Origin of the sequence: Trichodesmium erythraeum IMS101 (assembly GCF_000014265.1) — a bacterium.
In the GTDB taxonomy this organism is placed as follows: Bacteria; Cyanobacteriota; Cyanobacteriia; order Cyanobacteriales; family Microcoleaceae; genus Trichodesmium; species Trichodesmium erythraeum.
Genome location: NC_008312.1, coordinates 6,808,202 through 6,822,528 on the forward strand (window position 1 = coordinate 6,808,202; position 14,327 = coordinate 6,822,528).

A 14,327-nucleotide genomic window follows, 5' to 3' on the forward strand; every position below is an offset into this window, starting at 1 on the left:
CATGTTTAGTCAAACTACTCTTGTTAAATCTCATGTCAACAATATCATCCTTTGAAGTTTTCAGTTCTCAAGGGCTGATCGATTTTGGTTTGCGTTTTTCTATGCTCCCGATCCCTTAAGCTTAACTGAAAATAGTTTTTCATTTTGCTAAATTTAGGTTTTTGATGTTGAGCCACCAATATTGTCAAAAAGCTTTAGTGATTTTGGTTTGCGTTTTTCTATGTTCGCGATCGCTTAAGGTTAACTGAAAATAGTTTTTCATTTTGCCAAATTTAGGTTTTTGATGTTGAGCCACCAATACTATCAAAAAGCTTTAGCAATTTTGGTTTAACTTTGCAGTGATCGCTATCACTTAACATTAACTGAAAACAGTTTTTCATTATTTAGGTTCCCGACATGGAGCTACCAAGGTCCGTGATTTGAAAAGCTTATAGAGCGTGACTTACAGCAATTTTTATGTTGGTCAACCACAGTAGAGACATTGCATATAAGGACATTCCCTGGAAGGTCTTTATGGGGCTTTGGTTATGGTTATGTGGTTCATCAATTTGAAAAAATTATATGGGAGGCTTGACGGATAATTTTTTATAATCAAGCTGAAATTATCAGTTAATGATGCTATAATTAATATCGAAAATAACTATAAATATAAACTATTCTCAAGAACTCTATATATACTCTAGAGTTCTCCTGAATTATTTATTCTAACCGTTAACCTGCCTTGGAAAAATTGGCATTTATTGAGACTTATAACTTATGTCTATTATTGAAATGAGCAAAACTGTCACCCTTAATGAAGCTAGTGCAGTAGCAGAAACTTCTACTATAGGAGCCGCTACAATGGATAGTACAGCAACCACTGTTACCTTCAAGGAAAAAAAAGGTGGGGTTGTTATTGCAGATGGAAAAACTAGTGGCATAAAAATAGTTTCCAGGGACAATATGATAACCGATGCAGGAGGGACAGTCGCCCTCACTCTGACAGAAAAAACTACAGGAATACACTTAGAAGATAATGTGATCTCAATGACTGGGAATGAAACAGAGGCTGTGGTAATTACGGATGAGACTAACCTCCAACATCAAGAAGCAGGGATAAATAAGAAGGCTATCTCTACTAACCTCAACCTTGGTATCTCTAATGAGTTAGACTCTCCACAAGAAATAGTATTTATAGATTCTAGTGTAGGAGGTTACGAGGAGTTAGCTAATGGAGTTTTACCAGGAAGAAAAGTAGTTATTCTGGACTCTTCCTTAGATGGTTTCGGGCAAATTGTTAGAGTTCTCGAAGAGCATCCTCAGGTTTTATCTATACATATAGTTTCTCATGGTACGCCCGGCTCTTTATTTTTGGGTAATAGTGAATTCAATCTCAATAGTATTGATAGTAGTAATACTCAGACTCTGGAGTTAAAAGCCCTCTCAGTAAAGAATATATTGCTCTATGGATGTTATTTAGCTGCGGGACCTTGTGGTAGGGAATTTATTGAAAAAGTACATCAGCTGACAGGGGCGAATATTGCCGCTTCGGCGAGGTTAACTGGTGGTAAGTTTTTGGGCGGTGACTGGGAGTTGGAGTTTGTTAGAGGTGAGTTGGAGGTAGTTCTACCTTTCACAAAAGAGATACAAAGAACATGGGGTTATGTTCTTTCAGCTTTTGAGGACAGACCAGCAGTATATCAAATCAGAGAAGGTGTACTCAAAGAGCTAAACCCATTAACAAGAGAGTTTATCGACATTGGTGATACTGGCATCGCAAGCATAAATGCAGCAGGTCTTAACCGTGCTGATAATTACATGTATGCCATGGAAAGGGTGACTGGCACTAGTCATAGACTTGTGAGAATAGACTCAACCGGTACTGTTGAATATGTCACAAGCAGTGGTGGTACAAGTAGCAACAGCGCCGATGCTTTTACTCTTACTACAGCTAACAGCTCAAAACCTGCTGCTGGAGATGTAGACGACAAGGGTTATTTATGGGTAGTCTTTAAGTCAGAGGATGAGGATAGTATAAACTCATCTGTGTACCGGATCAAACTTACTGATCCAAGTCACGTCTCTACAGGTGAGATAAATACTATTTGGACTAACGTGGACTGGCATGAGATAGCAGAAGACGTAGCCTATGTTAACGCTGATGGCAAAGACTATCTTTTTGGCGTCAATAGTGTCGGTCGAATTTTCGAAATAGATATCAGCGCTGCTGCTGTTGATCAGGACGTAAACACAATAACCCAGCTTGTGCCCGACATGAGTTCAAGCGTAAACATAAGGGACGCTAATGGTAATAGTACCACAAATCGGCTTATAGGCGATTTTATTAGTTTTGATCCCATCACTGGTGTTGAGCGGAGTAATTTTGAAGCAGCTTGGACTGGTTCTGAAGGGGGGTTATATGTTAGTAAGAATGGGCAAGCCTATAACATGGCTAACTTTAGTCCGGATGAACAACCGGACCGAGCGGCTGAAGAACTTGTTTCTAATACAGATGGACAGAATATTAGGGAAACTGATGGTGTGTCGACGAGTGACCTAAGCTCGGTTTTCCATATCCCACTAATAGACTTAAATGGCACGGAGACAGGTGATAAGAATCTTGATGATGTAGATTATGATGCAGGTACGTTTACAGAAGGTGATCCTGCGGTTGATATAGTCGAGACGACAACTGGCACGGTTCCAAATCCAGAAAATCCCTCAAATCCCGTTTTTAACAATGGTCTAATTATCAAGGATTACATAAATATAAGCGACCCTGATAATATTACTACTGCTACTAATAATAATAACAGTGGTGTTGTTTCTGCTGGCGATAGGTTAGCTACAGCAACTGTTACCTTGACTAATGCCTATGATGGTGACGAGCTGTTAGTTAGTAGTGCTACCGTGGCAGATGGAGCATCAACAACCGTAGGAAGTATAACTATTGCACGTGCAGGTACAGGAAATACGGCGGGAACTAATAATATAGCTCTGACTCTTACACCTACAACAGGAACTACAGCTAGTGTAGATGATTTTAACGCAGCAATTAAAGCTATTCAGTTTAAAAACACTAGCGAGGCTCCAAACAATACAAACAGAACTATACAGTTTGTCCTCACAGATGCAGATGGTAACACATCAGATGAAATTTTCGGCCCAGATAGCGGCGGTCGGAAGCATACTACAACAGTCGCTGTTCAGGCAGTCAATGACGCTCCCGTATTAGACTTAGATGGGAATAATAGTAGTACCGCTACAGGCAGTGACTACAAAACAACTTTCACAGAAGGCGGAGGAGCAGTAGCCATAGGAGACAGCGATGTTAGTATCACAGATGCAGATGATATCAACATAGAGTCAGCCACAATAACATTAGGCAGTCGACCAGACGGAGATACAGTAGAAAGCTTATTAGTCAACGGTACACTACCAGGAACAATATCAGCAGGTGCTTATGACAGTAGTACAGGAGTCATAACACTCACAGGCAGCGCTACATTATCTCAGTATCAGGCAGCCATAGCCCAAATACAATAAACAACACCTCGGAAAACCCAGACACCAGTGCTCGGACCGTGACCGTAGTGGTGAACGATGGTAATGTTGATAGTAACACAGCCACAACAACAATAAATATTACTCCAGTCAATGACGCTCCCGTATTAGACTTAGATGGGAATAATAGTAGTACCGCTACAGGCAGTGACTACATAACAACTTTCACAGAAGGCGGAGGAGCAGTAGCCATAGGAGACAGCGATGTTAGTATCACAGATGCAGATGATATCAACATAGAGTCAGCCACAATAACATTAAGCAGTCGACCAGACGGAGATACAGTAGAAAGCTTATTAGTCAACGGTACACTGCCAACAGGAATAACAGCGAGCAGTTATGACAGTAGTACAGGAGTCATAACACTGACAGGTAGCGCTACATTAGCTGACTATCAGACAGCCATAGCCCAAATACAATATAACAACACCTCGGAAAACCCAGACACCAGTGCTCGGAGCGTGACCGTAGTGGTGAACGATGGTAATTTTGATAGTAACACAGCCACAACAACAATAAATATTACTCCAGTCAATGACGCTCCCGTATTAGACTTAGATGGGGATAACACAGGGAATGACTACACAACAACTTTCACAGAAGGCCTAGGAGCAGTAGCTATAGGAAACAACGTTGGTATAGCAGATGAAGATGATACCAACATAGAGTCAGCCACAATAACATTAGGCAGTAGACCAGATGGAGATACAGTAGAAAGCTTATTAGTCAACGGTACACTACCAACAGGAATAACAGCGAGCAGTTATAACAGTACTACAGGAGTCATAACACTCACAGGCAGCGCTACATTAGCTGAGTATCAGACAGCCATAGCCCAAATACAATATAACAACACCTCGGACAACCCTAATACCACCGATAGGACAGTGACCGTAGTGGTGAACGATGGTGATGCTGATAGTAGTACAGCCACAACAACAATAAATATGACTCCAGTCAATGATGCTCCAGTATTAGACTTAGATGGGGATAATAGTACGACAACAGGCAGTGACTACATAACAACTTTCACAGAAGGAACGGCAGTAAACATAGGAGACAGCGATGTTAGTATCACAGATGTAGATGATAGCAACATACAGTCAGCCACAATAACATTATCGAACATACAAGACGGAGCATCAGAAAGCTTATCCGCCGGTACACTGCCAACAGGAATAACAGCGAGCAGTTATGACAGTAGTACAGGAGTCATAACACTGACAGGTAGCGCTACATTAACTGACTATCAGACAGCCATAGCCCAAATACAATATAACAACACCTCGGAAAACCCAGACACCAGTGCTCGGAGCGTGACCGTAGTGGTGAACGATGGTAATGTTGATAGTAACACAGCCACAACAACAATAAATATTACTCCAGTCAATGACGCTCCCGTATTAGACTTAGATGGGGATAACACAGGGAATGACTACACAACAACTTTCACAGAAGGCCTAGGAGCAGTAGCTATAGGAAACAACGTTGGTATAGCAGATGAAGATGATACCAACATAGAGTCAGCCACAATAACATTAGGCAGTAGACCAGATGGAGATACAGTAGAAAGCTTATTAGTCAACGGTACACTACCAACAGGAATAACAGCGAGCAGTTATAACAGTACTACAGGAGTCATAACACTCACAGGCAGCGCTACATTAGCTGAGTATCAGACAGCCATAGCCCAAATACAATATAACAACACCTCGCAAAACCCAGACCCCACGGATCGGACCGTGACCGTAGTGGTGAACGATGGTGATGCTAATAGTAACACAGCCACAACAACAATAAGTCTTGTTCCAGTCAATGACCCAGTCCACTTTGATTTTAATGCTGATGGAGTGGCAGACATTCTCTGGCGTCATAAAAGTCTCCAAAATGGACCTAACAGGATCTGGTTGATGAAGAATGACGGCACACGGGATAGTATCGTTAACCCTGGATCTTTTGGTTCAAATTGGAATGTAGAAAGAGTGGGAGATTTCAATGCAGATGGAGTGGCAGACATTCTCTGGCGTCATCAAAGTCTCTCATCTGGACCTAACAGGATCTGGTTGATGAAGAATGACGGCACACGGGATAGTATCGTTAACCCTGGATCTTTTAATTCAAATTGGAATGTAGAAGAAGTGGGAGATTTCAATGCAGACGGAGTGGATGACATTCTCTGGCGTCATAAAAGTCTCCAAAATGGACCTAACAGGATCTGGTTGATGAAGAATGACGGCACACCCGATAGTATCGTTAACCCTGGATTTTTTGGTTCAAGTTGGAATGTAGAAGAAGTGGGAGATTTCAATGCAGATGGAGTGGCAGACATTCTCTGGCGTCATAAAAGTCTCCCACATGGACCTAACAGGATCTGGTTGATGAAGAATGACGGCACACCCGATAGTATCGTTAACCCTGGATTTTTTAATTCAAATTGGAATGTAGAAGAATTGGGAGATTTCAATGCAGATGGAGTGGATGACATTCTCTGGCGTCATAAAAGTCTCTCACATGGACCTAACAGGATCTGGTTGATGAAGAATGACGGCACACCCGATAGTATCGTTAACCCTGGATTTTTTAATTCAAATTGGAATGTAGAAGGAGTGAGAGATTTCAATGCAGATGGAGTGGATGACATTCTCTGGCGTCATCAAAGTCTCCCAAATGGACCTAACAAGATCTGGTTGATGGAGAATGACGGCACACGGGATAGTATCGTTAACCCTGGATCTTTTAATTCAAATTGGGATATAGCTGGAATGTAATTTCTTGCATAGGAATTACGCAACTAGAGAGTACAAAGTTTTTCTCAAAAACGATTAGCTGCTCCAACTGAAAGCTTTATTGGATAAGGTTGATAGCACTTCAAGTTGAGAACATAAATTTTCTGATCTTGACATTGCTGAAAGCCTTACCTTCCAATATTTATTTCCCTAGTTTTGTACTCTCTAGTAAAACAATAATGCTTCAATGCTTCAATATTTATTTGCAGTATATGTGGATGGTAATAGGAATGTATATGTTATCAGTACTGCAAGCTCTGTAAACTAAGTCGCCCTGTACCTCAACAATAGCAGGAATAATCTCAAATTAGCAGACTTCTGAGTGTGACCAGAAACCAAATTGATGGGAAACAGGTGTCAGTATGGTAAAGCCTTTCATATCAACTCGGAATTATCTGCTTTATTGAGGGCTGGCTGATTAATTTTCAGAGCATTAACACAAATTATCCTTGAGCCAAATTCTCCACCACGAGTAAAAGTACCAGAAGTTCAGTAGCTCAAGCTGATGCACAGATAGAATTTTGCGTATACCTATGCCGAAAAATTAGGTGACAATTCTTACTAGACCGGACCTGGTGACTAAGCCACTTATCTGTCCCTCTGTCCTTCCCTCCTTCCTGAGGTAATTTTTATGAAAATATTTTTATAAAAATATTGTAACTCCCATTTTACTATATGTTTAGGTAAATATTTAAACTTTTGTTTTTACTCCCATTGTTGACGATATGAAACCTTGAAATATTATATGGTATAAGTAGAAGACGTTAAAATATTCATAGTACCAAACAATGAAACGAAGAAAACTCATTAACCATATCGCAACTGCTACAACTGTCGCAACTTTAGCAGCTTGTAATCAAACTACCACTCAATCTGTTTCTACTGATAGCTTACCTTCTGTAAAATGGAGAATGACCACAAGTTGGCCTCGCTCCCTAGATACAATTTTTGGTGGGGCACAAACAATATGCGATCGCGTCGCAGCTATGACCAACGGCAGATTTACCATTACTTCCTATTCTGCAGGAGAAATAGTCGGAGGTTTAGAAGTTCTAGACGCTGTCCAACAAGGTACAGTACAATGTGGCCATACTGCAAGTTACTACTATGTAGGCAAAAACTCAGCCCTTGCCTTTGGTACCTCTGTCCCCTTCGGATTAACGGCCCAACAACAAAATGCTTGGTATTATCATGGTGGAGGACTAGAAATCATGCATAAGCTGTACTCCGACTTTAATATTATTAATTTTCCTGCTGGTAACAGTGGAGTCCAGATGGGAGGTTGGTTCAGACAAGAAATTAACACTGTTAGTGATCTAAATGGTTTAAGTATGCGCATCCCTGGTTTCGGTGGTGAGGTCATGAAAAAATTAGGTGTAAATGCTCAAGTATTACCTGGTGGTGAAATTTATTTAGCTTTAGAACGAGGTGCCCTTGATGCTGCGGAGTGGGTAGGTCCTTATGATGATCAGAAATTAGGCTTACAAAAGGCAGCAAAATATTATTATTATCCTGGTTGGTGGGAACCCGGTCCTACTTTTGAGGTGCAAATTAATCTCAATGAATGGAATAAACTACCAAAGGAATATCAAGAAGTTTTGAAAACTGTTGCATACCAAGCTAACATTAGTATGCTTGCCCAATATGATGCTTTAAACGGAGTAGCATTAGCAGAATTAATAGCAGGCGGTACAGAGTTACGCCCCTACAGTCAAGAAATTTTACAGGCAGCACAGAAAGCTGCTGTTGAATTTTACGAAGAAAAAGCTACTCAGGATACAACTTTTAAAGAAGTCTATGAACAGTGGAAAAAGTTCCGAGAACAGATTTATAAATGGAATACTATTAATGAATTGAGTTTTGCTCAGTTTACCTTCAATAACTCCCTAAAGTAAACTCAGAATTCATTTCTGTTATTAGTTATCAGTGCCTAACCCTGAAGTCAGAGGACTCATATACTCAATCAAATATTTTTTTGACTGTCCCAGTGCAGACTATTATCCTAGTTTTTCCTCAGAAGTAAAATTCGTAGCACAAACTAAATTTGAGAAACCCGAGAATGTTCTAACCACTCTAGGGGTTGCTATAAATAAATCATACATAAATGAACAATGAAACGTCGAAGTCTAATTAGTTATACTACTGTTGCTGCTACAACTGCCCTGGCTTTACCTGCATTTAGTCAAACCAAATTCCCACAGATAAAATGGAAAATGACGACAAGTTGGCCAAAAACTCTCAATACTTTATTTGGTGGAGCCGAGAAGATTTGCGATCGCGTAGCAGCTTTAACCAATGGTAGATTTACTATTACTCCCTATCAAGCTGGTGAAATAGTAGGAGGGTTAGAAGTTTTAGATTCTGTACAACAGGGTACTATAGAATGTGGTCATACTTGTAGTTCTTACTATAAAGGCAAAAACTCGGCCTTAGTTTTTGCTACCAGTGTTCCCTTCGGTTTGACTGCCCAACAACAGAATGGGTGGTTATATCATGGAGGGGGTTTAGAAGCTATACAAAAAGTTTATACTGATTTTAATGTGATTAACTTCCCGGCGGGTAACACAGGGGCGCAAATGGGTGGTTGGTTTAGGCAGGAAATTAATACTTTGGCTGACCTCAATGGTTTAAAGATGCGCATTCCTGGTTTGGGAGGAGATGTAATGAGCAAGTTGGGAGTAAATGTTCAGGTTTTACCAAGTGGGGAAATTTATTTGGCTTTGGAAAGAGGTGTCATTGATGCTGCTGAGTTGTCGGGGCCTTATGATGACCACAAATTGGGTTTGTATAAGGCAGCAAAATATTATTATTATCCTGGTTGGTGGGAACCTGGTCCGACTATTGATATATTGGTTAATCTAGATGCTTGGAACAAACTACCAAAAGAATATCAAGAAATTTTTCAGACTGCTGCTTATGAAACTAATTTGAATATGTTGGCTCAATATGATGCTTTGAATAGTAAAGCATTGCTAAAATTGATGGCAAAAGATGTCCAATTCAAGACTTTTAGTCCAGAAATCATGGAAGCTGCTCAGAAAGCTACTTTTGATATCTGTGAGGAAAATGCAAGTCAAGATGAGAGTTTTAAGGAAGTTTATCAACAATGGAAAAAATTTAGAGAACAAGTTTTTAATTGGAATAAGTTTAATGAATTAAGTTTTGCCCAGTTTTCTTTTAATAATTCCTCAAGCTGAACTCAGAACTCAGAACTCAAGTTATAGCTGTGATACTGTTAAGATTTGAAAAATTCCCAACTTTGAGCCTATTATACTAATTTCAAAAATACGTTACACATAGTCAAACCAAGAAAATGATTTTACAGGAGATGCCTATTTGACAAAAAAAAAGAATTTATGGCATAAAAAGTGGTATTGAAACGATTTATTATGAATTATGAACCCATACTCCTGATTTATAAAAAATTTCCTATTTATTTGTAGCAAATATTTATTAAATTTAGTAATATTAATTTAGATGAAGGAGAGTAGCGATCGCTCCAGTCAAAATAGTTACAGTAAATGCTTGATGCTTTTGGGATGGGTCTATTTTAGGAAGAGTAATTTTAATTGCATATCAATAAAATTTCATTTTCATTCATGATTATGCAGAAATTAGTAGGGAGCAGTATAAAATCTGCTTTGAAACAATACACATTACTTCATCATGAGTCTGCAATAACTAGTAATTTACCAAAAATTACTGTGAGTTGAAAGCCTCACCCTTCTTCGGCGACTTTTTACTTAACTTTCTTTACAATACATAAGTTATTATATTATTAACTTAGTCACCTTTTGGGCATTCACTCCTTCAAAAAATGGACGTAGAGGTAACATGAGCAAAGGTAAAACTCACGATGGTTTGGAAGTACCGAATCTAGTTTATCATATTCTGTAGTGGTGCATGGTATTAAGTTCAAAATTGTTAACCCGCACCTTCTGAGCTCTACTATGGTGATGGTGGTTGAGGAAATTTTCTTTTCTTTACTTCTAAACTATATTCTTTAACTGCTTGAGTAATAGTCTCTCGCAAGTTAACATAAGGTTTAGCAAAAGGTGGCTGCCAATGGGAAAGCCCTAAAACATCATTAATCACTAATATCTGACCATCACAATAGGCACCTGCACCAATACCAATAGTAGGAATAGAAACTTTTTCTGTAATCTCTTTAGCTAAATCTGCTTTAATATGTTCTAGAACTAGGGCAAAAGCACCAGCTTCTGCCAAAGCTAGAGCTTCTGTTAAAATACGCGCACTAGCATCAGGAGCGTTGCCTTGTTGAGGATAACCTCCAAATTGATGTACAGATTGGGGAATTAGGCCAATATGACCCATCACAGGAATACCTATTGACGTTAGTTTCTTAACAGTTTGAGCGATCGCTTCATTACCACTTTCTAGTTTGACAGCTTGAGCTCCTGTTTCTTTTAGTATTCTTCCTGCTGAATGTATAGCTTGTTGGGGACTTTCCTGATAAGTTAAAAATGGTAAATCTACCACCATTAAAGCTTGTTTTACAGCTCGTCGTACTGCTTTAGCATGATGAATCATTTCCTCAAGAGTCACTGGTAAAGTTGTTTCATAACCTAAAGTTACCATTCCCAGAGAATCTCCCACCAGAATTAAATCTACTCCAGCATTGTCTAAAAGTTGAGCGATCGTATAATCATAAGCTGTCAGAGCTACTATTGGGCGACCTTTTTGTTTCCATTGAATTAATTGTTTAGTTGTAACTGCCATTTTCAGTTAAGTTAACCGCTTTGCGGAAGTTAAAAATCAAAAATCAAAACATATGACTTGATTGATTAATCAAGGACCTTGCAAAAACGACAGAGGTTTTTCCATCTCCACTGACGAATTTAAGAACTTGTGTAAGGCTAAACACAAGTCAAAAGTCACAATTTAAAATTCAAAAATTATCTCTCAAAGAGTTTTTCCTCCAGAAATGCTCCGGAAAAAGAATTTACCAATATCCGCGCCTTAAGTGAATAGTACTATATCAAGTAGTTTTTTTGCTCAAAAGTTAAAAGTCAATTTTTCATCTAGAATTCAGACAAAATACTTATAGGGAGTTGAGCACAAATTTTAATCATCTAAGAAATGATCAAAAAAACCTTAAGCTCTTGTAGTGTGGGTTAGGCAGGTTTATGACTGTAATCTTTTATAATGCTATACAGGCCGCAAGCAACCAAATAGCAGGATTTTTTGCTTAAGGTTTACTGGGATATACCCTTTCTAAATAATACTAAATCCAATTTAGACAACCTTGCCAAACCCAAGAAATTATAAGTGGTTCATATAGCTCATGTTTTGACTCAAGGTTTACTGGGATATACCCTTTCTAAATAATACTAAATCCAATTTAGACAACCTTGCCAAACCCAAGAAATTATAAGTAGTTCATATAGCTCATATTTTGACTCATAGAAAAAAAGTACTAATCAAAATTTGAAAGTTCAATTCAATTTTAAAGCACTAACAGGCACATCATCCCAAGACTCAACAATTCGCAATGTAGCTTTCCATCCTTGTTCTTTTTGAGTATCAGTTAAATTTTTTTTAAAAGATTCATGGCATTCTTGGGCTTGCAATTTCTCACAACAGGCAATACAAGAGTAGACAATACCAGATGGATCTATCTGTTCATTTACCCAAATAGTCATAGTTAATAACCTCAGTATATATTTTTCAATTGAAATCCTCTACAACCTAATAGTTTTAACTTGAGCTGATAGTTCAAACCCCAAAGGCTTAAAGCTATAAAATCTGTTTGTAATATGCATATCCACATTCTGCCAATTGTAAAAGGGTATTTTTTCAAGTTATAGCTGTTCAGGAAATAAGGCATTAGGGAATGGGACAATCCTATTTTTATACCCAAATTTAGTAGATACTATAGATGTTAACAATAGTCAAGTTAAATAGATTTAGCCACTACACACAAAAAATTCTGAATCCAAATAGACTCAGAATTTTATAGTAGCAGTAAATTTTTAATTTTGATCTTAAATCTGATATAGCAATTTCTACTACCCTTCGGACATTCTCGATCTTCTTTTGCCTGAAGCACAGAAATGATTTAACTTTTAACTTCAGCTATAATTCCTGTTGAGATGCTAACTTCCCGAGAGCATTGTCAGTAACACGACAGATACGCCACTCGTCTAAAATTGACGCACCCATATGTTTATAAAATCCGATCGCAGGTTTATTCCAATCTAAAACGCTCCATTCTAAACGTCCACAATTTTGGGATACTGCCAACTGGGCCAAATAACTGATCAGTCGCTTTCCTATACCCCGCCCTCTATAATCAGGTAACACAAATAAATCTTCAATATAAATACCGGGTTGGGTTAAAAAAGTTGAATAGTTATAAAAGAATAAAGAAAAACCGACAGGTTTGCCTGTCAATTCAGCAATAATGGCTTCAGCCATGGGACGATAATTGGATCTATCGCTATCAGGTTCGCCAAATAAATGAGCTTCCAAGGAAGCAACATTACCTGTAACAGCATGAGATAAATTTTCATACTCAGCTAGGGCCTTAATTAAGTCAAATAGAATAGATACATCTGCTCGTTTAGCAACACGCAGCTTTAGTTCATCGAGGGACATAAATTTAACTACTATAGCACTATAAAAAAGTGTTAGGATATTGATAAAATTGGAGTTCTTGACGACAAATCGTTGGGACTTTAGCTGACAGCGATATGATTTTGAATTTAATTAAAAACGATTCAACCATCCTTTTAAACGTTCAGCCACTTGAGGGCGACGTAACTTTCGCATTGCTTTAGCTTGAATTTGTCGTACTCGTTCCCGAGAAAGATTAATCATCCGACTAACTTCATCCAAAGTATGAGGTTCTCCTGTGATTAAACCATAGCGGAGACTGATGACATCTTGCTCACGATTGCTTAATACATGATTTAATACCTCCAAGATATCCTGGCGCATCATCATATCATTCATTTGTGCTTCTGGAGTACTATTTTCATTATCTTCTAAGAAATCTAACAGTTCAGTATTTTCGTCAGTACCTAAACGATGATTCAGAGAGAGAGTTTTCCGACGAATTTGCTGTAGGTTGCGCAGTTGTGGGAGAGAAATTTCTAGTTCTTGAGCAATTTCTGTGTCATTGGGAATACGATTTAAACTCCGTCTTAGGTCGCGGTAAACTCGTCTAAGTTTGTTAATTTGTTCAACTACATGAACTGGTAGACGAATAGTACGTCCTTGGTTAGCAATGGTGCGGGTTATTCCTTGACGAATCCACCAATAGGCATAAGTAGAAAACTTATAGCCCTTATCTGGATCAAATTTTTCAGCGGCGCGATTTAATCCTAATGCTCCTTCTTGAATCAAATCTAGAAAAGGTACCCCACGGTTTAGATAACGCTTGGCAATTGAAACTACTAGACGCAGGTTAGAACTAATCATTCGACGTTTGGCTGTTCGACACTGATGTAAGCGATGATCTAGTTGTGATTCTGTGAAACCTGCTGCGACTGCTACTTCAGATTTTGTAGGTGTTCGTCCTAAGTCATTTGCCAGTTTCTCTGGCAGTTTTTCAAATACTACTAACTCTTGAATTAACTTCGCTAATTCTATTTCTTCTTTTTGATTCAGAAGAGGATAACGAGACATTTGCTTAAATAATGCTCCTACTGCATCATCTATATCTTGTTGATTTTCTGAGACTGGAATGGTTGTAGCTGATATATTCATACTAGAATTCTCCTGATTTTGAGTTTCTTTATGTAGAGATTCGGCAACGATCAAACTGATTTGTTTCATCTGATCTGCCATGTCTGATTTATTATTGGAGTCTGGTGATGAGATTTGATGCTTACCTGAATTATTGGGAAGTAGAATTTTCATAATTCGTGTTTTTTTCTATTATATAGTTTGCTGATCGTAAATAGTTTATAAGATATAATGGAAGTGTTAATTTATACCAGAAACCTCAATTATTACTTGACAATTTAACTTAAT

8 protein-coding genes are annotated in these 14,327 nt (G+C 38.4%); 4 read left to right on the forward strand and 4 right to left on the reverse strand.

All coding sequences use genetic code 11. The features are described from left to right. Positions 1–756 precede the first annotated feature (756 nt). The 4 genes from TERY_RS25820 (at position 757) to TERY_RS21365 (ending at position 9,526) form a co-directional block, all read left to right on the forward strand. Complete coding sequence (locus TERY_RS25820) at positions 757–3,525, forward strand: DUF4347 domain-containing protein (RefSeq protein WP_011613732.1); 2,769 nt, start codon at positions 757–759, stop codon at positions 3,523–3,525. A 47-nt stretch (positions 3,526–3,572) separates the two neighbouring features. Then, entirely contained in the window at positions 3,573–6,311 is a 2,739-nt protein-coding gene (locus TERY_RS21350) for an FG-GAP-like repeat-containing protein (RefSeq protein WP_011613733.1), read from the forward strand. Positions 6,312–7,117: 806 nt separating this feature from the next. Continuing rightward, entirely contained in the window at positions 7,118–8,224 is a 1,107-nt protein-coding gene (locus TERY_RS21355) for a TRAP transporter substrate-binding protein (protein WP_011613734.1), read from the forward strand. Positions 8,225–8,440: 216 nt separating this feature from the next. Further along, complete coding sequence (locus TERY_RS21365; RefSeq protein WP_011613735.1) at positions 8,441–9,526, forward strand: TRAP transporter substrate-binding protein DctP; 1,086 nt, start codon at positions 8,441–8,443, stop codon at positions 9,524–9,526. Between the two features lie 751 nt (positions 9,527–10,277). Here TERY_RS21365 and panB read toward each other — a convergent pair. The 4 genes from panB to TERY_RS21385 form a co-directional block, all read right to left on the reverse strand. Next, positions 10,278–11,069, reverse strand: a complete 792-nt coding sequence (gene panB, locus TERY_RS21370; protein ID WP_011613736.1) for a 3-methyl-2-oxobutanoate hydroxymethyltransferase — start codon at positions 11,067–11,069, stop codon at positions 10,278–10,280. A 716-nt stretch (positions 11,070–11,785) separates the two neighbouring features. Then, positions 11,786–11,992, reverse strand: coding sequence for a hypothetical protein (locus TERY_RS21375; protein ID WP_011613737.1), 207 nt, complete (start codon positions 11,990–11,992; stop codon positions 11,786–11,788). Positions 11,993–12,425: 433 nt separating this feature from the next. Then, positions 12,426–12,947, reverse strand: a complete 522-nt coding sequence (locus TERY_RS21380; RefSeq protein ID WP_011613738.1) for a GNAT family N-acetyltransferase — start codon at positions 12,945–12,947, stop codon at positions 12,426–12,428. 111 nt (positions 12,948–13,058) lie between these two features. Beyond that, positions 13,059–14,213 (reverse strand): RNA polymerase sigma factor, RpoD/SigA family, encoded by a 1,155-nt coding sequence (locus tag TERY_RS21385; protein WP_011613739.1) that lies wholly within the window; start codon positions 14,211–14,213, stop codon positions 13,059–13,061. Positions 14,214–14,327: the final 114 nt, after the last annotated feature.

Excerpts from the sequence above, each read along its gene's own strand:
- TERY_RS21355 (WP_011613734.1), top strand. The coding sequence starts at position 7,118 with ATGAAACGAAGAAAACTCATTAACCATATCGCAACTGCTACAACTGTC.
- TERY_RS21365 (WP_011613735.1), top strand. The coding sequence starts at position 8,441 with ATGAAACGTCGAAGTCTAATTAGTTATACTACTGTTGCTGCTACAACT.
- TERY_RS21385 (WP_011613739.1), bottom strand. The coding sequence starts at position 14,213 with ATGAAAATTCTACTTCCCAATAATTCAGGTAAGCATCAAATCTCATCA.
- TERY_RS21375 (WP_011613737.1), bottom strand. The coding sequence starts at position 11,992 with ATGACTATTTGGGTAAATGAACAGATAGATCCATCTGGTATTGTCTAC.
- TERY_RS25820 (WP_011613732.1), top strand. The coding sequence starts at position 757 with ATGTCTATTATTGAAATGAGCAAAACTGTCACCCTTAATGAAGCTAGT.
- TERY_RS21380 (WP_011613738.1), bottom strand. The coding sequence starts at position 12,947 with ATGTCCCTCGATGAACTAAAGCTGCGTGTTGCTAAACGAGCAGATGTA.
- panB (WP_011613736.1), bottom strand. The coding sequence starts at position 11,069 with ATGGCAGTTACAACTAAACAATTAATTCAATGGAAACAAAAAGGTCGC.